General features: G+C 44.4%; 24 protein-coding genes. 4 read left to right on the forward strand and 20 right to left on the reverse strand.

Annotated features, from left to right (window positions below; all coding sequences use genetic code 11):
* Positions 1-485: 485 nt before the first annotated feature.
* The 7 genes from R7F07_RS22765 to dusA all read right to left on the reverse strand — a co-directional run bounded on the left by R7F07_RS22765 (position 486) and on the right by dusA (position 7,488).
* On the reverse strand, positions 486-1,265 hold the full coding sequence (locus R7F07_RS22765; protein ID WP_005382748.1) for a phosphoadenylyl-sulfate reductase: 780 nt from the start codon (positions 1,263-1,265) through the stop codon (positions 486-488).
* Positions 1,258-2,994, reverse strand: coding sequence for an assimilatory sulfite reductase (NADPH) hemoprotein subunit (gene cysI / locus R7F07_RS22770; RefSeq protein ID WP_171343375.1), 1,737 nt, complete (start codon positions 2,992-2,994; stop codon positions 1,258-1,260). Before cysI ends, R7F07_RS22765 begins: the two co-directional genes overlap by 8 nt.
* Positions 2,994-4,865, reverse strand: coding sequence for an assimilatory sulfite reductase (NADPH) flavoprotein subunit (locus R7F07_RS22775; protein WP_005381262.1), 1,872 nt, complete (start codon positions 4,863-4,865; stop codon positions 2,994-2,996). Before R7F07_RS22775 ends, cysI begins: the two co-directional genes overlap by 1 nt.
* A gap of 117 nt (positions 4,866-4,982) precedes the next feature.
* The gene (locus R7F07_RS22780; protein ID WP_005381264.1) at positions 4,983-5,213 is read right to left on the reverse strand and encodes a hypothetical protein; all 231 of its coding nucleotides are present in this window, start codon (positions 5,211-5,213) and stop codon (positions 4,983-4,985) included.
* A 157-nt stretch (positions 5,214-5,370) separates the two neighbouring features.
* The gene (locus R7F07_RS22785) at positions 5,371-6,030 is read right to left on the reverse strand and encodes a TIGR04219 family outer membrane beta-barrel protein (protein ID WP_005381265.1); all 660 of its coding nucleotides are present in this window, start codon (positions 6,028-6,030) and stop codon (positions 5,371-5,373) included.
* A gap of 98 nt (positions 6,031-6,128) precedes the next feature.
* Positions 6,129-6,344 carry an envelope stress response protein PspG gene (gene pspG / locus R7F07_RS22790; protein ID WP_005381266.1) on the reverse strand — a complete coding sequence of 72 codons (216 nt, stop codon included), beginning with the start codon at positions 6,342-6,344 and terminating at the stop codon, positions 6,129-6,131.
* Between the two features lie 163 nt (positions 6,345-6,507).
* Positions 6,508-7,488, reverse strand: coding sequence for a tRNA dihydrouridine(20/20a) synthase DusA (dusA, locus tag R7F07_RS22795; RefSeq protein WP_017821727.1), 981 nt, complete (start codon positions 7,486-7,488; stop codon positions 6,508-6,510).
* Between the two features lie 321 nt (positions 7,489-7,809).
* Here dusA and zur point away from each other — a divergent pair, with 321 nt between their 5' ends.
* Positions 7,810-8,274, forward strand: a complete 465-nt coding sequence (zur, locus tag R7F07_RS22800; RefSeq protein ID WP_005381268.1) for a zinc uptake transcriptional repressor Zur — start codon at positions 7,810-7,812, stop codon at positions 8,272-8,274.
* 9 nt (positions 8,275-8,283) lie between these two features.
* Positions 8,284-8,745 (forward strand): chemotaxis protein CheX, encoded by a 462-nt coding sequence (locus R7F07_RS22805; protein WP_005381269.1) that lies wholly within the window; start codon positions 8,284-8,286, stop codon positions 8,743-8,745.
* Between the two features lie 99 nt (positions 8,746-8,844).
* Here the strand turns inward: R7F07_RS22805 and pgi are convergent, their stop codons facing one another.
* On the reverse strand, positions 8,845-10,497 hold the full coding sequence (pgi, locus tag R7F07_RS22810; RefSeq protein WP_005381270.1) for a glucose-6-phosphate isomerase: 1,653 nt from the start codon (positions 10,495-10,497) through the stop codon (positions 8,845-8,847).
* A gap of 305 nt (positions 10,498-10,802) precedes the next feature.
* On the opposite strand from pgi, the gene R7F07_RS22815 reads away from it, so the two are divergent.
* The gene (locus tag R7F07_RS22815) at positions 10,803-11,222 is read left to right on the forward strand and encodes a secondary thiamine-phosphate synthase enzyme YjbQ (RefSeq protein WP_005381271.1); all 420 of its coding nucleotides are present in this window, start codon (positions 10,803-10,805) and stop codon (positions 11,220-11,222) included.
* A 38-nt stretch (positions 11,223-11,260) separates the two neighbouring features.
* Here the strand turns inward: R7F07_RS22815 and alr are convergent, their stop codons facing one another.
* Both alr and R7F07_RS22825 read right to left on the reverse strand, forming a co-directional pair.
* The gene (alr, locus tag R7F07_RS22820) at positions 11,261-12,337 is read right to left on the reverse strand and encodes an alanine racemase (RefSeq protein WP_005381272.1); all 1,077 of its coding nucleotides are present in this window, start codon (positions 12,335-12,337) and stop codon (positions 11,261-11,263) included.
* Positions 12,338-12,350: 13 nt separating this feature from the next.
* On the reverse strand, positions 12,351-13,751 hold the full coding sequence (locus R7F07_RS22825) for a replicative DNA helicase (RefSeq protein WP_005382759.1): 1,401 nt from the start codon (positions 13,749-13,751) through the stop codon (positions 12,351-12,353).
* Positions 13,752-13,972: 221 nt separating this feature from the next.
* Here R7F07_RS22825 and R7F07_RS22830 point away from each other — a divergent pair, with 221 nt between their 5' ends.
* Positions 13,973-14,737, forward strand: a complete 765-nt coding sequence (locus R7F07_RS22830; RefSeq protein WP_005381276.1) for a DUF481 domain-containing protein — start codon at positions 13,973-13,975, stop codon at positions 14,735-14,737.
* Positions 14,738-14,814: 77 nt separating this feature from the next.
* On the opposite strand, the gene rplI is transcribed toward R7F07_RS22830, so the two are convergent.
* The 10 genes from rplI to R7F07_RS22880 form a co-directional block, all read right to left on the reverse strand.
* Entirely contained in the window at positions 14,815-15,267 is a 453-nt protein-coding gene (gene rplI, locus R7F07_RS22835) for a 50S ribosomal protein L9 (RefSeq protein WP_005381278.1), read from the reverse strand.
* A 33-nt stretch (positions 15,268-15,300) separates the two neighbouring features.
* Positions 15,301-15,528 (reverse strand): 30S ribosomal protein S18, encoded by a 228-nt coding sequence (gene rpsR / locus R7F07_RS22840; protein ID WP_000090472.1) that lies wholly within the window; start codon positions 15,526-15,528, stop codon positions 15,301-15,303.
* Between the two features lie 16 nt (positions 15,529-15,544).
* Positions 15,545-15,847: a primosomal replication protein N gene (priB, locus tag R7F07_RS22845; RefSeq protein ID WP_005381298.1), complete on the reverse strand. Its 303-nt coding sequence runs from the start codon at positions 15,845-15,847 to the stop codon at positions 15,545-15,547.
* A gap of 8 nt (positions 15,848-15,855) precedes the next feature.
* Positions 15,856-16,245: a 30S ribosomal protein S6 gene (rpsF, locus tag R7F07_RS22850; protein WP_005381299.1), complete on the reverse strand. Its 390-nt coding sequence runs from the start codon at positions 16,243-16,245 to the stop codon at positions 15,856-15,858.
* Positions 16,246-16,489: 244 nt separating this feature from the next.
* Entirely contained in the window at positions 16,490-17,161 is a 672-nt protein-coding gene (gene rpe / locus R7F07_RS22855) for a ribulose-phosphate 3-epimerase (RefSeq protein ID WP_005381300.1), read from the reverse strand.
* Between the two features lie 92 nt (positions 17,162-17,253).
* Positions 17,254-18,093: a Dam family site-specific DNA-(adenine-N6)-methyltransferase gene (locus R7F07_RS22860; protein WP_005381301.1), complete on the reverse strand. Its 840-nt coding sequence runs from the start codon at positions 18,091-18,093 to the stop codon at positions 17,254-17,256.
* Between the two features lie 69 nt (positions 18,094-18,162).
* Positions 18,163-19,674 (reverse strand): SPOR domain-containing protein, encoded by a 1,512-nt coding sequence (locus tag R7F07_RS22865; RefSeq protein WP_053307552.1) that lies wholly within the window; start codon positions 19,672-19,674, stop codon positions 18,163-18,165.
* Positions 19,675-19,726: 52 nt separating this feature from the next.
* A complete protein-coding gene (gene aroB, locus R7F07_RS22870; RefSeq protein WP_005381318.1) occupies positions 19,727-20,827 on the reverse strand; it encodes a 3-dehydroquinate synthase in 1,101 nt (366 codons plus the stop codon).
* 32 nt (positions 20,828-20,859) lie between these two features.
* On the reverse strand, positions 20,860-21,378 hold the full coding sequence (gene aroK, locus R7F07_RS22875; protein ID WP_005381319.1) for a shikimate kinase AroK: 519 nt from the start codon (positions 21,376-21,378) through the stop codon (positions 20,860-20,862).
* A gap of 187 nt (positions 21,379-21,565) precedes the next feature.
* Positions 21,566-23,311 carry a type IV pilus secretin PilQ gene (locus R7F07_RS22880; protein WP_031779065.1) on the reverse strand — a complete coding sequence of 582 codons (1,746 nt, stop codon included), beginning with the start codon at positions 23,309-23,311 and terminating at the stop codon, positions 21,566-21,568.
* Positions 23,312-23,324 lie beyond the last annotated feature (13 nt).

Consider the following 23,324-nt stretch of genomic DNA (forward strand, 5'->3'; position numbering starts at 1 on the left):
TGAAACCTAATTTGATACCGAAGTATCGAATTGGATTATCATCAACGAGTGCCCACACAGATTGATAGGTCTATATTGTTAAAGAGCAACTCTTCTTTGTGATTGACATCACTTCGGAAGAGGCGGCCATTCTAGCGAGATAATTTATCGTGTCAAACACTTTCTTCAAATTATTTCGTTTTTCTTTTCAGCCTTATCAACTTCGCTTAAACCCTTCTGAGCCCTTGCCCTGTCGACGAGGAGGCATTATAGAGATCGCGCTCACATTGGCAAGTGTTATTTTTCAAAAATTGCAAAAACAATGGTTAAACGATGAGTTTTCGATCAAACCTTTATTTATTCAACTTTACCCCAAACTCTCACACAACTTATCCACAGAGTTGTGCTTTGAGACGTATTTTTCAAGTACCATAAATAAAGAAAGCTGCTTTATTGCAGCTATCTTTATTAAACTTAACCTAAACTCTATTTAAAGAGTATTATGGCTATATGCCAGACCCATCTTGTTCAGAGCCATCATCTTCGTGTAGGCCACATTCTCGCTTTAAGCCAAAGAATCGAGTTTCTTCCTCTGACATTCCCGGCTCCCATTTACGAGTGGTATGTGTATCACCAACTGAAAGGTAACCTTCATCCCACAATGGGTGGTATTTAAGGCCGTGTTGTTCTAAGTAGTAATGAACGTCTTTATTAGTCCAATCAATTACTGGTAGAAATTTAAACACACCGTTCTGAATTGATAGAATCGGTAAACCTGCACGAGATTTACTTTGCTCTCGACGCAGTCCAGAGAACCACGTTCCAACATTAAGCTCTTTTAACGCTCGACGCATCGGCTCAACTTTATTGAGCTTGTTGTATTTTTCAATTCCCTCTACGCCTTGCTCCCATAATTTTCCATATCGAGCTTCTTGCCAATTCGCACTTTCCTTGGCTCGATAAACTTTTAAATTTAGGTTGAGAGCATCTGTCAGCTCATCGATAAATCGGTACGTCTCAGCAAACAGGTAACCAGTATCGGTTAGAATGACGGGGATGTCCGCTTTGGCGCGAGTAACTAAATGAAGCATAACCGCGGCTTGAATACCAAAACTAGAAGAAACCGCGAACTCGCCTTCTAGATTATCTAAAGCCCACGCTACTCTCTCTTGTGCTGAAAGCTTTTCGAGCTCGACATTAATTTGAGCAAGACGGAGGATTTGCTCCGTCTTTGTTAATGTCAGTAACTCTGTGAGCTCCAGCTTGGATGCTACAGAATCAAGCATGAAAGTCCCTCTTTGATACGAGCACTTCTTGGATAATGCCAGCACGAATAGTGAAATCGCCAAAGGCTTCGCCTTCTTCACGCTCTTTCGACCATCGAGCCACCAGCAGATCAATCTCTTCTAAGATTTGCTTATCCGTGATGTTCTCTTTATACATTTTTGGTACTCGAGTACCGGCACGGTTACCACCTAGGTGCAAGTTGTAACGACCCGGCGCTTTGCCAACTAGACCAATTTCAGCCAACATTGCGCGACCACAACCATTTGGACACCCAGTTACACGCAAAATGATGTTGTCATTTTCTGGTAGGTTGTGCTTCTCCAGAATCCCCTCAACATCAGTAACAAACTGAGGAAGGAAACGTTCAGCTTCTGCCATCGCTAGCGGACAAGTTGGAAAAGCAACACAAGCCATTGAGTTCTTACGCTGTTCACTTACGCCGTCGTCCATTAAGCCATGTTCACGAGCGATCTTTTCAATCTTCGTTTTTTCGTTTTTAGGTACACCCGCAACAATTAGGTTTTGGTTTGCTGTCATGCGGAAATCGCCTTTGTGGATTTTGGCAATTTCAGCAACACCCGTCTTAAGTGGTTTACCTGGAAAGTCTAATAAGCGACCATTTTCGATGAAAAGCGCTAAATGATATTTACCATCAATTCCTTCTACCCAGCCAATACGGTCACCACGTTCTGTGAATTCATATGGACGGCTTTGCTCAAACTTAACACCAGCACGTTTCTCGACTTCCGCTTTAAAGACATCGCTACCTACACGATCCAATGTGTATTTGGTTTTTGCGTTCTTACGGTTTGAACGGTTACCCCAGTCGCGCTGAGTTGTTACTACAGCTGCGGCAACATCAAGTGTCTTGTCCAGCGGAATAAAGCCAAAGTCGTCAGCGCGGCGCGGATAAGTTGATGTATCGCCATGCGTCATCGCTAAGCCGCCGCCGACCAGGACGTTAAAACCAACCAGCTTGCCGTTATCTGCAATCGCTACGAAGTTGAGATCGTTAGCGTGTACATCTACGTCATTTTGCGGTGGGATAACCACTGTGGTTTTAAACTTACGTGGTAAGTAGTTCTTGCCTAGAATCGGTTCGTCTTCTTCTGTGCTTTCTACTTTTTCACCGTCTAGCCAAATCTCTGCATAAGCGCGCGTCTTTGGTAATAGATGCTCACTGATCTTCTTCGCCCATTCGTAAGCTTCTTGGTGTAACTCTGACTCCACTGGGTTAGTGGTACACAACACGTTACGGTTTACATCACCCGCGGTTGCAATCGAATCAATGCCAATACTGTTGAGCGTTTGATGCATCAACTTAATATTCGGTTTTAATACCCCATGAAACTGGAACGTTTGGCGAGTCGTCAGACGAATACTTCCATATAAAGAGTGCTCCGTTGCGAACTTGTCGATCGCTAACCATTGCGTTGGCGTGATGATGCCTCCAGGCATACGAGCACGAAGCATCACATTATGTAATGGTTCCAGTTTTTGCTTTGTGCGTTCATTACGGATATCACGATCGTCTTGTTGATACATACCGTGGAAACGAATTAACTGGAAGTTGTCGGCAGTAAAGCCACCTGTAATAGGGTCCTGTAAATCTTGCTCAATAGTGCCACGTAATAAGTTGCTTTCTCGCTTCAGGCGCTCGTTATCAGATAGCGGCCCTAACTCTTCACCTAATACAACCTGCTTATTATTGTCCGTAGAAAAAGTCATTAGTAAACATCCCTCTGATAACGTTTCGCTTTACGTAGGTCATTAATAAATTGTTCTGCATCGTCACGCGGCATCTTGCCTTCTTGTTCAGCAACGATAACCAATGCGTCGTGCACATCTTTTGCCATACGCGTTGCATCACCGCAGACATAGATATAAGCGCCTTCTTGGATCCACTGCCACACTTGAGCTGCGTTTTCTAAGATGCGATGTTGTACGTAAACCTTTTCTACTTGGTCACGACTAAAGGCAACATCCAATCGGCTTAGTACTCCTGACTTGAGATACTTTTGCCATTCCACTTGGTACAAGAAGTCTTGAGTGAACGTGCGATCACCAAAGAACAACCAGTTTTTGCCTTCAGCATCGCGGTTTTCACGTTCCTGAATAAAGCTACGGAATGGTGCGATCCCTGTGCCAGGACCAACCATGATAATTGGAGTACTATCATCTTCCGGCAGTTTAAAGTTGTTGTTATGCTCAACAAATACTTTAACTTCATCTCCCTCTTCGAGACGCTGAGCTAAGAAACTAGACGCACCACCATATCGTTTTTCGTCGTTTTGTTCGTACTCAACCAAAGCAACCGTTAGGTGTACTTCTTCATCGACCTCTTCTTGGCTTGATGCAATAGAGTAAAGGCGTGGAGTAAGACGACGAAGCAAACCAATCAACTCATCTGCGGTTAACTTGGTTTTCTTTTCTGCCAGTACATCAACGATTTGAGTATTTGCAGAGTACTCGCGAAGCTTATCTTTATCTTCAACTAACTTTTGTAGCTTCTTGCTACCGGATAACTCGGCAAACTTTGTGATGAGCTGCGGGTTAGATGTTGTGATTTCATATTTACTCACGAGAGCACTGTGGATTGACAAGCTTTCACCATCAACGTCAACAGTCTCAACCCCAGACAAACCGACCTTACCAAGAATGGCATTTGCAAGTTCCGAGCTATTTTCAAACCACACACCTAGTGCATCACCTGGCTGATACGTTAAGCCCGAGCCTTCTAAGTCGATTTCTATATGACGAACGTCTTTTCCAGAGTCACGGCCCGTGATTTTTTGACTGGTCAGTAACGTCGCAGTGTACGGATTTTGTTTATTGTAAGGAGAGTGCGCAGTCGCAGCTTGACCCACAGGAAGTTGAACCACATCCGCTTCAGAGCCAGAAGAAAGTGTATCTTTTACCTTGTCTAACGCATTCTTACGCCATTCAGTTGCGGGGGCTTCATAATCCACATCGCAATCAAGACGCTCGATAAATGGAGTCGCGCCTAGCTTTGATAGGTAAGTGTCGAAGTCTTTACCGGTCTGACAGAAGAACTCGTAGCTAGAATCTCCCAATGCAATAACACCATATTGCAGGTTTGGCAGCTTAGGAGCCTTCTTCGATTGCAAAAACTCATGTAGCTCAATGGCATTGTCTGGCGCTTCGCCTTCGCCGTTAGTCGATGCCACAATAATGACATGCGTTTCTTTGGCTAAGTTTTTACCTTTGTAATCGCTTGCATCAAAAAGTTCGACTGCAATTCCTTCTGCTTTTGCTTCCTGTTCCAGAGCTTCAGCAACACCTTTAGCATTGCCCGTTTGGGAAGCAAAAATAATACTCAACTTACCTGCTGGCTTCGCTGATACGGCTGCCGTTGCTTGTGCAATTGGCGTTACCGCTGTGTTTGGTTGATTTTGAGCTAATCCCCAAAAATACCCACTGACCCAAGCAAGTTGCTGTGAAGACAACTCAGAGACAGTTTGTTGGAGTGAGCTAATTTGTTGGTCATTCAGAGGGCTTGCGATTGGAGGATTTCCTCCTTGCCCATTATTATCTTCAGACACATTCTTGTGAGAATACTCATTCTTTTGAAAAGACATTATCACGACATCCCTATTCATTGCGTGACGATAGAGTACCCACTCTCCTTAATAACAAGAAAGAATAGAAGTGAATGTTTTATAACTTTTTGGAAGTAAGAACGGCTTACTTTTTGCTCATCGATCTTCAATGCGGACTTGTTGAAAGCCTACTGCCATTGCCGATTTTGACGCAGTATCCAAATCTTCATAAAGACATTCTTCGCCGTGACTGTCCGTTAGAAAAACAAAACCACCGCGCGCATGTCTGAACTCTACAACCCAACCACCCTCTTGGATTGCAGGCTCAATAATCGCTTCGATAAGCTGATTTTCACGGAATAGATGTCTTAGTTCATTTATTGTCATCGCTATCCCTGCTTTAACTTTCACATTGCTCCTAGGTAAGCATGGTCTAAGTCAGCCAAATAGGGAGAAATTTCGATTAGATATAATGAAGTGATATAAAAAAACGCCGCTTATAAAGCGACGTTTTAAGTAAATCGAATATCTAACATGGCTGAATTTAGAACGCGTATTCCGCACTCACAAAGAAGCCGTTAGCAAAAATAAACTCTTTCCCTAGATCCGACATGAATTTATCGGACTCTAAATCAATCACACGGTAACCTCCACGAAAAGCCAGTCGAGCTTTTTCGAGCGGTACATTGTATTGAACACCTGCCATGAAATCGGTGCTTTTGATACCTTTGTTGTCACCAAAGTTTATCTCACCAATCACATCAAAGTTTGTATCCGGAACTTGAATTTCTGCGTAACCATACCAAGCCCAAATCAGCTCATCAAATTCTTCTACACGCCTGCTTGAGCCAGCATCAATGTATTTAGTGTCACTTAAATTACTGAACGTGAGACCCGCATCAAAGTGCAATAAATCATGCTCTAGAACGTGGTAATACAAGGTTAAATCGAGCTTATCGAACCCCATGTAATCCGCATCAACACTTGAGTAACGAAGGCGCGCATTAGGGACATATTTAACATCATGTTCAATCGCCGCGTAAAAAGTGCCTGCGGTACTGCTATCTCGTCTCACTTCATTAACTTTAGTGTCGGCAGCCCATACCTCTGCGCCGACTTTTGTCGATACAGAGTACTCTGCAAAAACAGGAAAAGATACTGCCAACGATAATGCCGTTAAAGCGATGTTCGCTTTATTTGTCATGTAGTATTTACTCCGAGATAGCTGATATTCACGTAGAGGACGTGAGAGGAAATATACCATATTCTCACGCCTCTCCATCAACTAAATGATGTTACTCATTATTTATAGCGGGGCTGAGCAACGTAATTCTTGAAGAACCAAATACCCAATGCAATCACGATTAACCATGGTAATAGTTTGAGTACCGCTCCAACCATTCCCAGTAAAAACATCACAACTAACGCAATACCAGTTGCTGCGAATACGGTCATCATTGTGATACCCGTAACCAACAAGGTCGCCGCAAATACTAAAATAAAGATTAGCTCCAACATAATCACTTCTCCATTTGTTTTCAATAAACAGAGCAGTTTCCATACCAACTTACAGAAACGAAGTTAAGATTATGATTTTTAATAAAAAACAAAGCCATAGGCATTTCTGCACTCTGGCTTTATCATTCTTTAGTTGGTAATTTTAGCCATTCACTGGCGAATTTTACACATTCAATTCTTTTGGAATCTTAGCTAGCGCGTCTTGCAATACTTCTAGACCAGAACCTGGTTTGTGCGCATTTTCACTGATATGACGACGCCATTGACGAGCACCGGGCATGCTTTGGAACAAACCTAACATGTGACGGGTAATGTGACCAAGGTACGCACCTTTCGCTAATTGCGCTTCAATGTATGGGTACATCTCTTCAACAATTTCGCTGCGTTTCTTCACTGGAGCATTAGAGCCAAACAACTCTTGGTCTACCGATGCCAGTAGATATGGGCTTTGGTATGCTTCACGACCAATCATCACACCGTCAAGATGCTGAAGATGTGCTTTTGCTTCTTCTAATGATTTCACGCCACCGTTAATCGCAATCGTTAGGTGTGAGAAGTCTTGCTTCAATTGGTAAGCGCGTGGGTAATCCAATGGTGGGATCTCGCGGTTTTCTTTTGGGCTTAAACCACTTAACCAAGCTTTACGAGCATGGATAGTGAACTGCTCACAGCCACCCTTTTCTGAAACAATAGAAACGAAATCCGTTAGGAACTCGTAAGAGTCTTGATCATCAATACCAATGCGAGTCTTGACTGTTACAGGGATATCGACCACGTCTTTCATTGCTGCGACACAATCCGCAACTAACTGCGGTTCAGCCATTAGGCAAGCACCAAATCGACCGTTTTGTACGCGGTCAGATGGACACCCCACATTTAGGTTAATCTCATCGTAGCCACGCTCTTGCGCTAGCTTGGCACACGTAGCCAAATCTGCTGGGTTTGAACCACCAAGTTGAAGGGCTAACGGATGCTCTTCTTCGTTATAAGCCAGGAAGTCTCCTTTTCCATGAATGATCGCACCTGTCGTCACCATTTCAGTGTACAGCAGGGTTTCTTTGGTCATTAAGCGATGGAAGTAGCGACAATGACGATCAGTCCAATCTAACATTGGTGCTACGGAGAGCCTGCAAGAATGAGTCATGATATAAACACCCGTTTTTATGTTGCCAAGGTCGAGCGCAGCAGTACGCTCAAAAAATAAGTCGGGTATTGTATACCCAAGCACCTCTGGGTGCTAGTTTCAGCGAGAATGATTTGGTTGGCTGACTAGCCAAGTGCTTAGGAATACGCAGAAGTAATACGAATCTGTCATTCGTTGATTCATTCTGTGATGATTATTCCGCCTTCACACCACCACCGACTTGCTTTAATTCATGATTTTCGTTCTGATAGTGGGTAAAATGAAGCATTTCTAAACGAACTTCGTATAGAAATGATTTATCATAGAGCACGTCCGATAGTTATGGTGAAAGGTTTGAATCCAACAATCATTGAACAAATTGAAAGTATCTGCGCAGAGCGTGGAGTACGACTGACTCCGCAACGCCGACGCGTATTTGAACTCATTTGTTCTAATCGCCGCGCCTCAAGTGCGTATGAGCTATTGGAGCAACTAAAAGAGAGTGAGCCTCAGGCTAAGCCGCCCACTGTTTATCGAGCATTAGATTTTCTCCTAGAACAAGGCTTCATCCACCGAGTGGAATCGACAAATAGCTTTATTACTTGTTGTTCTTTCAATACTCAGCAGCACTTTTTCCAATTACTAATTTGCGATAAATGTGGTGATGTCGTTGAACTCGAAGATGAGACGCTGATATCCTTGTTAGCCGAAAACGCCGAGAAGCATGGATTCAAACTGACCAACCAAGTTATTGAAACTCATGGTGAATGCCAGGCCTGTTCCTCCGAGACGAAAGAAAAAGTATAGAAGAACGTTATGCGCGCTGAATTTGTAAACCCGTTTTTAGCTTCTTTAATGAACGTGCTAAAAACTATGGCTTCTCTTGAGCTGAAGCCACAAAAACCGCGAATCAAAAAAGATGAGATCGCACGAGGTGACGTTTCTGGTCTGATTGGTATGGTAGGCCCACAAACTCGTGGTTCAATGTCGATCACCTTTGATGAAGCACTCGCCCTAGAAATCATGCAGAACATGCTTGGTGAACGTCCAAATGGGCTCAATGAAGAAGTGACCGATATGGTGGGTGAGATCACCAACATGGTTACTGGTGGTGCGAAACGCATTCTGGCGGAAAGTGGTTTTGACTTTGATATGGCAACACCGGTTGTGGTTTCGGGCCGAGGTCATACGATTCGCCACAAGTGTGAAGGCTCAATTATTATCATGCCTTTCTCTTCCCAATGGGGAAATGCCTTTATCGAAATTTGCTTCGAATAAAAGAGAAAAAATAGGTTGGCACTGGCCAACCTATTTTGTTTTTGCCTCAGGCAATAAAAAGGTCAGCATTTGCTGACCTTTTCTTTATCTATTCAAACATTAAGCTTTGAACGCTTTAAATGCGTTGATTAGACCGTTTGTTGAGCTGTCATGCGAGCTGATTTGAGACTCGTCTGCAAGCTCAGGTAGGATTTGGTTAGCCAGTTGTTTACCTAGCTCCACGCCCCACTGGTCAAAGCTGAAGATATTCCAGATAACACCTTGTACGAAAATTTTGTGTTCGTACATTGCGATCAAGTTACCTAGCGTACGAGGCGTGATTTGCTTCACTAGAATAGAGTTTGTTGGACGGTTACCTTCAAACACTTTGAATGGCGCAATCGCTGCCACTTCTTCAGCATTCTTACCTACTTTCACCAACTCTTCTTTCACGGTTTCTTCATTTTTACCAAACGCTAGAGCTTCAGTTTGCGCGAAGAAGTTAGACATCAGTTTTTGGTGATGATCGCTAGCTGGGTTGTGGCTAATTGCAGGTGCAATGAAGTCACATGGGATAAGCTTAGTACCTTGGTGAATTAGCTGGTAGAACGCGTGCTGACCGTTGGTACCTGGTTCACCCCAAATGATTGGGCCTGTTTGGTAAGTTACAGCATTGCCGTCACGGTCAACGTATTTACCGTTTGATTCCATGTTGCCTTGCTGGAAGTACGCCGCGAAACGGTGCATGTACTGATCGTAAGGCAGAATAGCTTCTGATTCCGCACCGTGGAAGTTGTTGTACCAAATACCGATAAGCGCAAGGATCACAGGGATGTTGCTTTCTAGATCTGTTGATACAAAGTGCTTGTCCATCTCGTGAGCGCCATCAAGCAGCTCAACGAAGTTATCGAAACCTACTGCTAGTGCAATTGATAGACCGATCGCAGACCATAGTGAGTAACGGCCACCAACCCAGTCCCAGAATTCAAACATGTTCGCTGTATCGATACCAAATTCAGACACGGCTGTCGCGTTTGTTGAAAGCGCAGCAAAGTGCTTAGCCACATGAGCCTGATCACCCGCCGATTCTAGGAACCAATCACGAGCAGTGTGCGCGTTAGTCATGGTTTCTTGTGTTGTAAACGTCTTAGACGCGATCAAGAATAACGTCGTTTCTGGGTTAACTTTCTTCAACGTTTCAACGATGTGTGTACCATCAACGTTAGATACGAAGTGAAGGTTTAGATGATTTTTGTATGGCGCTAGAGCTTCCGTCACCATGTAAGGGCCAAGGTCAGAACCGCCGATACCGATGTTCACAATATCGGTAATTGCTTTGCCTGTGTAACCTTTCCATTCACCGCCGATAACGCGCTCAGTGAATGATTTCATTTTTTCTAGAACCGCGTTCACTGCTGGCATTACGTCTTCGCCGTCTACCATAACTGGAGTATTAGCGCGGTTACGTAGTGCAGTGTGAAGAACAGCGCGACCTTCTGTTTGGTTGATCGCTTCACCACTGAACATCGCTTCAATTGCAGATTTCAGCTCGGTCTCTTTCGCAAGAGCAAACAGGTGCTTCAGAGTTTCCTCATTGATGAGGTTCTTTGAGTAATCGACTAGGATGTCTGAGCCGAAACGTGCAGAGTATTTGTCGAAACGCGCTGCGTCTTGAGCAAACAGCTCTTTAAGATCCATATCTTGTGCAGATTCGAAATGCGCCGTTAGCGCTTTCCAAGCTTGTGTTTGCGTTGGATTGATATTTTTCAACATGGTCTTTATCCCGATGTTACAGTAGGTTCCATTCCTTACAGTCTAGCGAAAACTGTGGAATCCCCGATTTAGCAAATAGAATATAAATTAGATGTTTGGGCAAATTGCCACAAAACAAGTCTTTGTAATTTTTTTTCAGGCGCCAATTATGACCGAGAGCTTTTACACTCACATTGAGTTAGGTCACGTTCCCTGCCCTGAAATTGAACATTCATTTACGATGACAAGAATCATATCATTTACTAATGACAGGCTCTAATTGGAATAGGATAGACGCCAATTTATAAATTTCCAAAGGAACACGTATGTGGGCACAAAAAACACTGCAATTAAAAGCGAGAAGCCGCGGTTTTCACCTGATAACTGATGAAATTGAACAACAATTACCACAAATAAACGAACTTTCAGTAGGTTTATTACACTTATTTATTCAGCACACCTCCGCCAGTTTGACCTTAAATGAGAATGCTGATCCAACCGTGCGTATGGACATGGAAGCGCACTTCAATAAGTTTGTGCCAGAGCGTGCTCCTTATTATCAGCACACCTATGAAGGTGACGACGACATGCCGGCACATATTAAAGCATCACTGCTTGGCAGTAGTGTGACGGTACCAATCCAAAATGGTCGATTAGCTTTAGGAACATGGCAAGGTATTTACTTGGGTGAGCATCGAGACTTTGGTGGCGGCCGCCGCGTTATTGCTACGATTAACGGTGAGTAGATAAAACAAAGGCTAACCTTGGGTTAGCCTTTCGTTGTTTATTTGGAGTATTCCATCTCGACGCGAGGCGTTAGCTTAGTCACGAGTTCATACGCAATCGTACCAATGTGACCCGCCACTTCTTCTACTGGGAGCTCTTTCCCCCAAAGAATCGCTTCGTCGCTGACTTTATCCGTTGCGTCTGGTCCCAAATCGACCGTCAGCATATCCATGGAAACTCGACCTGCAATAGGTACTTTACGGCCATTAACCCACACCGGCGTACCGTTTGGAGCACTTCTTGGGTAACCGTCGCCATACCCTACAGCGATGACCCCAACTTTTGTATCTCGCTCACTGGTCCAAATACCACCATAGCCAACACTTTCGCCCTTCTTCACTTCACGTACCGCAATAAGGTGGGATTTAAGTGTCATGACAGGCTGATACCCAAGATCTTGCGCCGTTTTGTCATCGAATGGCGACACACCATACATGATAATACCCGGACGAACCCAATCTAAATGGCTTTGAGGCCATGCCAATAACCCCGCAGATGCCGCCAGTGAACGTTCCCCTTGGCAACCAGAAGTCAACGATTTAAACAGCTCAATCTGTTGTGGGGTAATATCGCTATCCAGCTCATCTGCACAGCCAAAGTGGCTCATGTAACGCAACGGTTTCGCTACATTTGGACACTCCTTCAGCCGCGTTACAAAGTCGTCATATTGTTCAGGACGAACCCCAAGGCGGTGCATGCCACTGTCAATCTTCAGCCACACGACAACCGGAGTTTCAAGGTCTGCTTGCTCCAAGGCGATAAGCTGCTCTTCACAGTGCACCACGGTTTGGATGTTGTTCGTCACAAGAACAGGTAAATCACCAGGAGAGTAAAAACCTTCTAGCAATAGAATCGGCTTTACTACTCCACAAGCGCGCAGTTGCAATGCTTCTTCAATGCGAGCCACGCCAAACGCATCCGCATGGTTAGCATGTTTTGCGACATGACGTAATCCGTGACCATAACCATTGGCCTTGACGACAGCCATCACTTTACTTTGTGGCGCTTGAGCTTTTACGCGCTGTAAGTTGTGCTGCAACGCAGACAAATCAATGCACGCCTTGGCCGCTTTCATATAGCTCATGGAATTACTCATCATCAATATCGAATGCAGGACCCGCGTAGTTGTCGAAACGCGAATGTTGACCTTGGAAAGTGAGGCGAACAGAGCCGATAGGACCGTTACGCTGTTTACCAATAATGATTTCGGCCGTACCTTTGTACGGACTATCTGGGTGATAAACCTCATCACGGTAGATGAACATGATCAAGTCGGCATCCTGCTCGATGGAACCGGATTCACGCAAGTCCGAGTTTACTGGTCGTTTATCCGCACGTTGCTCTAGGGAACGGTTTAGCTGCGACAGTGCCACAACAGGCACATTTAGCTCTTTTGCCAGCGCCTTAAGAGAGCGAGAGATCTCAGCAATCTCAAGAGTACGGTTATCGGTTAACGAAGGCACGCGCATCAACTGAAGGTAGTCGACCATGATCATCGATAGACCGCCATGTTCACGAGCGATACGGCGAGCGCGCGAACGCACTTCGGTCGGAGTTAGACCAGAGCTATCATCAATGTACATATTTTTCTTCTGCATCAGGATACCCATAGTAGAAGAAATACGCGCCCAATCTTCGTCATCTAGCTGACCCGTACGGATCTTGGTTTGGTCTACACGAGACAAAGAGGCCAACATACGCATCATCAACTGTTCAGCTGGCATCTCTAACGAGAAAATAAGTACGGGCTTTTCTTGTTGCATGGCCGCATTTTCACACAAGTTCATCGCAAAGGTCGTTTTACCCATCGATGGACGCGCTGCGACAATCACCAAATCAGAGCCTTGCAAACCTGCGGTTTTCTTATTGAGATCTGTGAAACCGGTATCGACCCCCGTAACACCATCTTGTGGCGTTTTATACAACAACTCGATACGTTCTAACGTCTTTTCGAGGATGTTGTCGACGTTTTGTGGTCCTTCGTTTTCACTAGTTCGAGACTCGGCGATAGCAAAAACTTTACTCTCCGCCATGTCTATTAAATCTTCAGAACTGCGACCTTGAGGGTCATAGCCCGCGTCCGCAATTTCATTCGCGACACCAATAAGGCCACGAACAATCGCACGCTCAGCGACAATATCAGCATACGCATTGATGTTAGCTGCACTTGGCGTATTCTTCGCCAAGTCAGCGAGGTAAGCAAAACCGCCTACATCTTCTAACAACTCGTGACGCTCTAGATACTCCGATAAAGTAATAAGATCGAGAGGTTTACCCGCTTCAAGAATGGTTTTTACACCTTCAAAAATCAGGCGGTGTGGACGACTATAGAAATCACTGCTCACAACACGTTCGGCAACGGTGTCCCAACGTTCATTATCCAGTAAAAGACCACCAATTACTGATTGCTCGGCTTCTAGTGAGTGAGGTGGCACTTTGATTGCGTCGACCTGACTGTCTGAAGGTTTGCGATTTCTGTTTTCCGCCATGACTTTGCTCGATAACTACTATTGACCCACGATTATAACCTTAACCTAACTGAGATGCTTCCCCGAAGCGACAATTACTTGTTAAGAAATCATCATGTGAACCACCCAGGTAATAGCCTGGTTCTTCCGCCTAGCTCTAATAAAAATTAACCTACCATTGACCCAACCAAATATCTGTATCAGTATCATGCCCCTCCTTTTTGATTACGTTCGAGGTTGATGTGTCCCGATACTGGTTACTTAGCTTTAGCCTACTGTGCGCTAGTGCATCGTATGCTGACGAATCAGTACAGCCAGAGCAAAATATTGATGTACCCGACCCACTAAAAACCGAGGTGGAGTTCGGCTATCAAGCTCACACAGGTAACACGGACTCTCGTTCCCTGAATGCTCGTTTGAGTGCTGAATATACGTCAGGTCGACACCGTTCTAATGGTGAATGGAAGTACTACAACTTGTACAAAGACGGTGAAGAAGACAAACGCTCATCCACCTACTCCCTACAGAGTGACTACAAGTTAGGCCCTAAGACATATTTGTATGGCAGCTTTAAAGGGGTGGATTCTCGCTACAGTGCTTATTTTAAAGACTATACGTTGTCAGGTGGTTTGGGTTACCAGTTCTCCTACACTGAGAACTTCATTTTAGAGGTAGAGGTAGGCCCTGGTTTTCGCTATCAAGAGCCAAACTTAGACGAAATAGATGATGACGATATTGTCTTTCCCGATATCGTTAGAGAAGGCATTTTTCGAGGAAATATCAACACAACTTGGCATGCGTTGGATAATTTAAGTTTCGCAGCTGATATTACGTTGGTAACAGGTAGAAGTAACACACGTACTGATAGTGAACTCAGTGTAACCAATGATATTACTGAAGATATTGCACTGAAACTGGCGCACTCTCGTCAGTATCACGATAAAGTGCCTGAAGGCTTAAGCAAAGCAGACAGCGTATTTTCCGTTAATTTACTTTTCGCTTTTTAACCCTTTTTCTCTCAGTTTTAGAAATAAAAAAAGCACCTCCAAGGAGGTGCTTTTTAGTATTTCGTCTTGATACTGAATTACTCAGCAGCAACAACTTGTAGGTTCACAGTTGCGAAAACTTCAGAGTGAAGTTGAACGCTGATCTCGAACTCACCAGTTGTACGTAGAGCACCTTCAGGAAGGCGAACTTCGCTCTTAGCAACTTCAACGCCTGCAGCTGTGATAGCGTCAGCGATGTCACGAGTACCGATAGAACCGAATAGTTTGCCTTCGTCACCAGCTTTAGAAGCGATAACTACAGCTTCTAGAGCGTTAACTTTCTCTGCGCGAGCTTCTGCAGCAGCTAGTTGCTCAGCAACTTTAGCTTCTAGTTCAGCACGACGAGCTTCAAACATTTCAACGTTAGCTTTAGTTGCCATAACTGCTTTACCTTGTGGGATAAGGAAGTTACGAGCGTAGCCAGATTTAACGTTTGCAGTATCGCCAAGACCACCTAGGTTACCAATTTTATCAAGTAGAATAACTTGCATTGCTTAATCCTCTTTCTTAATAAAATGAACCGATTACTGATGCTTGTCAGTGTACGGTAGTAGAGCTAGGTAGCGTGAACGCTTGATAGCACGTGCTAGTTGACGCTGGTACTTAGCGCTTGTACCAGTGATACGGCTAGGTACGATTTTACCAGCTTCAGTGATGTAGTTTTTAAGAGTTGCTACGTCTTTGTAATCAATCTCTTGTACGCCTTCTGCAGTGAAACGGCAGAATTTACGACGACGGAAGAAACGAGCCATGGGCTATCTCCTGATCTTAAATTTGAGTAATGTTGTCGGCGTGTAACACTAATTTTCCCACGCCATTTCGGCCGGTTTGATAAGTGACAAAACCACTTACCTTAATGTTACTGCCTTGAACTAAATTCTGAGTTAGTGCTTGTGACCCAAGCCCGCTGACGACTACCGGCATACGACAATAAACTTGTCGAGGTAAGTCAGCTTCGATAATAGTAGAGCGATGCTCCAGCCAAAACCGACAGTGTTCAATGCCACCAGGGCTTTTACTACGAATGGGCGGTTTGGCAATGGTGCCGCTCAGCTCCATTCGATTGGCCATAAGAAAACTTACTCAGCAGCTTCTGACTTAGCTTCAGGCTTAGCTTCAGAACGCTCTTCACGACGTGGAGCACGCTCTTCTTTTTGCTTAAGCATGATAGATTGCTCAGTGATCGCTGCTTTAGTACGCATGATCATGTTACGTAGAACTGCATCGTTGAAACGGAAAGCAGTTTCTAGCTCATCAATTACAGCTTGGTCAGCTTCAACGTTCATAAGAACGTAGTGAGCTTTGTGAAGCTTGTTGATTGGGTAAGCCAGTTGACGACGGCCCCAGTCTTCTAGACGGTGGATTTTACCGCCAGCTTCAGTGATTGAACCAGTGTAACGCTCGATCATGCCAGCAACTTGCTCGCTTTGATCTGGGTGCACCATGAATACGATTTCGTAATGACGCATTGGTTGCTCCTTACGGATTATTCAGCTTCCACAAATGGCTCAGTCGTCCAGAGGAAGCAAGGAACTAAAGATAATTGACTGAGTTTAAGGAGCACGAATAGTACAGAAAGGGCGTAAAATAGGCAAGTGATTATTTGCTCATCGCAGCGGATATTTAATTTCTTCTAATACTAGAAAACACAAAGGCTGCCAACAACATGGCAGCCTTTAAAATCAGTGTGTTATTGCGCTGGCTTATCGGTGCTTATTTAACTTCAGCCAGTTCAGCGCGCATTTGATCGATCACTTGTTTGTAATCTGGCTCACCGAAAATCGCCGAGCCTGCGACAAACATGTCTGCGCCCGCTTCTGCAATTTCACGAATGTTGTCAACCTTTACACCGCCATCGATTTCTAAGCGGATATCACGACCAGACTCGTCAATCATCTTACGAACGGCACGCAGTTTATCTAGTGTATGAGGAATGAATGATTGACCACCAAAACCAGGGTTTACCGACATCAGTAGAATCATGTCGACTTTATCCATAATAAACTCAAGACTTGCAAGTGGCGTTGCTGGGTTTAGTACCACACCAGCCTGACAGCCGTGCTCTTTAATTAACTGCAGTGTACGGTCTACATGATCAGAAGCTTCTACATGGAACGTAATCATCGACGCACCCGCTTTTGCGAAATCAGGAATAATACGGTCAACGGGTTTCACCATTAGGTGAACATCGATTGGCGCCGTGATGCCATAATCGCGTAGTGCTTTACACACAGGCGCACCAAAAGTCAGGTTTGGTACATAGTGGTTATCCATAACGTCGAAATGCACCACATCCGCACCCGCTGCGAGTACTTTTTCTACATCTTCACCGAGACGAGCAAAATCTGCCGATAAAATGGATGGAGCAATAAGAAAATCTTTCATACCTGACCTCAGTAGTAATGAGCAAACAATCTGCGCGCAATTCTACCGAAGCCAGTGGGGAGATCCACTATTTAGATATAATAGTGTGAGAATTAAGAGTTTGATTTATCCATGTCTGGGGCATGAAAAAGCGCAAGTAGCTCATCAACTTTATTACGACCGTTACCATTACGGCTAATGGTACGCTTTACTTTAACCACATTAAGATCCGCACCGTGATACAACCGACGTGTCAAGGTAGTGTCGTGGTTAGAAATCAACACAGGAATGCCACGTTCAGTCGCTGTTCTTTCAGCAATGTCGGCTAATGCAGCTTGGTCGTCCAACGTGAAACCATTACCTGCGTATGAGGTGAAATTTGCCGTATTTGAAAGCGGCGCATAAGGTGGATCGCAATACACGACGCTCCCTTTGCGCGCACGACGAAATGTTTCAGGATAACCTTCACAAACGAACGTAGCTTTTTTGGCTTTTTCTGCAAAAAACTCCAGTTCCGCCTCAGGGAAATACGGCTTTTTGTAAGAGCCAAACGGTACATTGAAGCCACCTTTTTTGTTGTAACGGCATAGGCCATTAAAACCAAAGCGGTTCATATACAAAAACGCTAAAGAGCGGTACATCACGTCATCGGTTTTATTAAATTCAGCGCGAATGTGTAGGTAGGCTTCTTTGCGGTTGTTCTCAGCGACAAACCAACGCTTCGCTTCAGAGATATACTCTTCAGGGCGTTCTTTCAGCAGGTTGTACAGATTGATCAAATCTGGATTGATATCTGCAAGTAGATAATGGTCATAATCGGTATTCAGAAACACTGAGCCCGCACCAACAAAAGGTTCAACTAGCTTTCGAGCCGGCGGCAAATGACGTTGGATGTCTTCAACCAGTCCGTATTTTCCTCCTGCCCATTTAAGAAAGGCTCGTTGCTTTTTCATCTACTGCTCTATCTATCGACCAAAAATTAAGGCTGCGGAATGTAACATATTTTTCAGGGAAGCTCAGGTTTATTTCACTCGTTCAATTTCACGGTGAACCTGACGGAGTGATTTTGCCCAAGGACTCACCGACTTAACCGAATCTGGCAAGCTTGCGACGGCATCACGAGCCATTTGAATTGTCGGATAATCTTGATATGTGATGATATACCACTCGGTGTCATTACGAACGGTAGGATAAATTCGCACTTGATTATTCAGTTGATGCTCATTGAGAAAGGATTGTACATCTTCCATTGAGGTCATAGCTGCGAGTTGTAAAGTGTAAGCTCTTGGCGATAGCGCTTTTAGTTCTTCACGAGCAAATGAAAACTTCACAACAGGTTGGTTTGCGTCACCCTCTTCTGACTGAGCAGGTGCTTGCGTCATATCTTGATTCGGTTTTACGACTTTAATCAAAGGGGAGCTAGTTTCATCGGCGGTTTCTGTCTTCTCAGTACCTACGACATCATCAATCGCTTTTGTGTCTGCTGAATCAGCTTTACCTTCAAGCAATGCATCGACCACATTCGACTCAATCACCACTCTTTGTTGATTGTCATCACTGCCTACGCTCGCTACTTCTTCTGTCACTGCTGGCGGTAATGAATCAGAATCATCAACCGCACCAGACTTATCAGGACTGCTAGAGCCATCGGTTACAGGTTGCAGTGAAGACTGCGCTGCACTGATTCCTGACTCTTCAAAAGTTGGAATAGCCGTTTGCTCTAAACTGCCAGCAATTTGCTGCGCTTTATCATCAGGACTTGGTTGACTAAGCATCCACCAATAGCCACCAGCAGCAAGCAACAGTAAGACTAATACCACCAACGCAATATTCAGGGGTGAACCGACAATCGAGCGGATAATGATCCTTTTTTCCACTTTCATCTCTCCTAACGCCATGATGTCACCCGGTACTGGGTCGACTTTTTTAAATGCATCTCGAACCCGTTTCTCAGACTCATCATCGACGTAGCGCGCAACAAGTGACTCAAAGAAACGACGAGCTTCCACTTCGGACAACATATCAATATCAAGCTCAACAGGCTTTATCTCTTGTCCATAACTGAGACGTGCTAGCAAACCGTCTAAACGTCCAGACTGTGTAAACAGTAAGACATTGATGGTCCAATTTGGCTTATGGTGCGCCTCTAAGACCAGCATCCAAAGCTCAGAGATAAGTGTCTCACTCAATAAATGCGCATCATCTACAACAATTGCAATGTCACACGGCTCATCACCTAAAAGCCTTTCAAGGCTATCAAGTAAAGGCTCTTGCTGATTAAACAATGCGTCTGAAACCAGTTGATTCAAAATAAGGACGCGATGCTGCACATCGTCTTGATTAGAATGACAAAGTAACAAACATTGATTCTTGTTACTGGCACCCACTTCAAGGTATCGCTGCGCTAACCAAGATTTCCCGTACCCATCATGACCATTAATCGCAATGAGATTGGAACCAAAGTTAGTCAGTAGACCTAATCTATCAAGCAACTCGATTTGAGAATCTAATTCCAGTACGTGAGCAACACTCATCTAATAACCTTAATACACTACAAGAATGACGCCCAAAGGCGCCATTACAAGGTTAAATATCGCGACCGAAGTCTATTGCCTGTTTGAGTACGTCTTGTGTCGTATCAGCAATTACCTCGGCAGTGCCAATGCCTGTAGGCAAAACCAATCGTAATTGACCAGAGAGGACTTTCTTATCTCGCATCATGTGCTTGATGAAGTCATCGAAATTCATACTGTCTGGAGTATGCACAGGCAGTTTTGCACGACGCAAAATCGCAACAATACGCTCAAATTGCTCTTCCGAGATCAGACCGCGTAGATGCGACGTTTTGGCCGCCATAACAGTGCCGGAAGATACCGCTTCACCATGCAGCCAATTGCCATAGCCAAGTTCCGCTTCAATCGCATGACCAAAGGTGTGACCTAAGTTAAGCAAAGCACGGATGCCCGATTCTTTCTCATCCTGAGCCACCACTTCCGCTTTTATTTCACAGCAACGTGCGATCGCATAAGTTAGTGCTTCTTCATCCAACGCATACAAGCGCTCAAGATTGTCTTCTAACCATACAAAAAAATCTGCATCGTAAATAATGCCGTACTTAATGACTTCGGCGATACCCGCAGCGAACTCACGTTCAGGCAACGTCGACAGGCAGTTGGTATCAATGATCACGGCTTTAGGTTGGTAAAACGCACCTATCATGTTCTTACCCAACGGATGGTTAACCGCGGTTTTTCCACCAACCGAAGAGTCCACTTGGGATAGTAATGTGGTCGGTATTTGAATAAAATCGACCCCACGCTGGTAACAGGCAGACGCAAAACCCACAAGGTCGCCAATAACACCACCACCTAACGCGATGATCACAACATCACGAGCATAACTCCCTTCCAGTAAGAAGTTCATTACTTGATTAAATACATCCAAGTTTTTGTACTGTTCACCGTCAGGCAATTCTAACAAGGATGCACTACAACCGAGCTGCTCGAGTTGCTTTAAAATTTTGTCTGCATACAAAGGCGCCACTGTGACATTACTGATCACAACAACTTTTTGTTTTGCATTTTTGTTTGAGAGAACTTGAGAGAGGTACGCCGGGTCCTCAAATAACCCGGCGCCAATAGAGATTGGGTAGCTACGCTCAGCTAGGTTGACCGTAATCCGTTCCATCGGTTTGCTCCAATTAAAAAAAAGATAAAGACTTATCTCTCTTCTAGCATTTTTACGATCTGGTTGGCTACCACTTTTGCACTTTGATCGTCAGTGCGAACAGTGTAATCCGCTACTTCTTCATATAAAGGATTACGTTCTTCAGCTAATTGCTCCAGTACTTCGCGAGGGTTATCCGTTTGAAGTAAAGGACGCTTCTTGTCGCGGTTTGTACGCGCAAGTTGCTTTTCAATCGTCGTTTCTAAGTAAACAACAACACCACGTGCCGAAAGACGATTGCGGTTTTCTTTGCTCTTAACAGAGCCACCGCCAGTCGCAAGCACGATGCCTTGCTCTTGTGTTAGGTCTTCAAGTACCGCTTCTTCACGCTTGCGGAAGCCTTCTTCACCTTCTACATCAAAAACCCAAGAGATGTCTGCACCAGTGCGTTCTTCGATCACTGTATCGGAGTCAACAAACTCCATATGCAGTTGCTGTGCTAGATGTCTACCAATTGTACTTTTGCCGGCGCCCATTGGGCCAACAAGGAAAATATTACGTTTCTCAGCCATGTTTAGCAGTAATTTACAACATTGATTCAATAAGATCGCCACAAGAAAACACAGCTAAACTGCTGTTCTACAAGGCTTGTGGCACCAGTTCCTCACAGATAATTCGTGATAAGACCCGAAATTATCCAAGCATGGTGCCACTATTGCAACTTTATTTTTGATTTAATCAGTTTTTCCCGAGACAGAACTACTGAATCACCACCTTAGGCGTGACGAAAATTAACAGCTCACTTTTGCCAACATTCTCATAACTTCGACGAAAAAGAGCACCTAATAGCGGCAGGTCGCCCAACAAAGGTACTTTGTCCACCGAGTTAGTAATGCTGTGCTGAAAAATACCACCAAGAACGACCGTTTCACCGTTATTCACTAACACTTGCGTCCCGATACGTTGAGTATCAATCGCAACAGCTTCACCAGTGCCTGTCTTCACGACTTGTCCAGGTCTATCTTGCGTGACACTTAAATCCAACACTAAGCGGTTATCCGGTGTGATTTGCGGGGTCACTTTCAAACTTAATACCGCCTTTTTGAACGTCACCGTCGTTGCACCACTTGATGATGACTCAAGATAAGGAATCTCTGTACCTTGTTCAATATAGGCAGGCTTCTTATTGGTAGTGATCAAACGTGGGCTCGAGATAATCTCAGCTTTAGACTCTTGTTGCAGAGCAGAAAGCTCAAGATCCAACAAGGTGTCTGAACCTAACTTCGCAACTTGGAAAGCAAGACTGGTCGCATTCGGACTGGTTGCAGCTAAGTTTACATTTAGGAAGTCATCGATCCCTACTCCATCACCGTCACCACCGTCATCACCCCCTTCTCCATTATAGAGACCGATCGTGGCAAGGTTGTTCTCAATAGAACCGCCCACTGTATTACTGCCATTAATAGACGTAAAACCCCAACGAATCCCTAACTCATCCATGTTACCTTCATTGATGGTCACAATACGCGCCTCAATTTGAACCTGTTTAACTGGAATATCCAAAGACTCAATAATTTCTCGAATCACCTCGATGTTTTCAGGTAACTCTCTAATCAATAACGAGTTAGTTCGCTCATCAATGGTCATACTGCCGCGCTCTGACAGCATGCTGATATTTCCTTCTCCATTGATCATCTCCGCAATGTCTGATGCTTTAGCAAAATTAACTTTGATGATTTCAGATGAAAGCTCTCCCATTTCTTCCGTCAGTTTTTGTTTTTCTAACTGCTGCTTCTCACGCAAGTCCAGCTCATCAGTCGGAGCAACTAAAATCACGTTGCCATCAACACGCTTATCTAACCCCTTAACTTGCAAAATAATATCCAGCACTTGCTGCCAAGGGACACCATCAAGACGAAGCGTGAGGTTGCCTTCTACAGAGTCGGAGACAACCAAATTGAATTGGTTGTAATCAGCAATAAGCTGCAAGACGTTTCGCACAGGAATATCTTGGAAGTTAATCGAAATAAGCTTACCTTCTCTTTCTAAAATGCTTTTATCTGGGGCTTTCTCATTGGGTTTGATCTTCGCTACTTTGATTTCCAAAAAACGCCCCGTTAAACGGTAATCATGCATGTATTCTTCATTGATGTGCGCAACCAAGCGCGTCGTCGAGGTGTCGCGAAACACTTCTACGCTCTCAACCACAGTCGAAAAGTCTTTCACGTCTAGGAGATACAATTGCTCGTCTTTTACTGAAGTGTTAAGCAAATCGATACTTAACCCTTCCTGTACACGCTTGATATCTACAATCGCGGCCGGTGACGCCAATTCGACGACAATCACGGCGTCTTTATCTTTATTAGTTCGAAAGTCGATACTTTTTAGGGCATTGGACGAAACTTCTTCTGCTGCAGCTAAAGGGGCTAAAAATACAAACAACCATAAGGAGAAGAGCCCAGTAAGTATCCTTGGTGTACGTGTTAATCCTTGTCTCATTTTCATTACTCAATATCAA

Origin of the sequence: Vibrio sp. YT-16 (assembly GCF_033337405.1) — a bacterium.
Taxonomy (GTDB): domain Bacteria; phylum Pseudomonadota; class Gammaproteobacteria; order Enterobacterales; family Vibrionaceae; genus Vibrio; species Vibrio alginolyticus.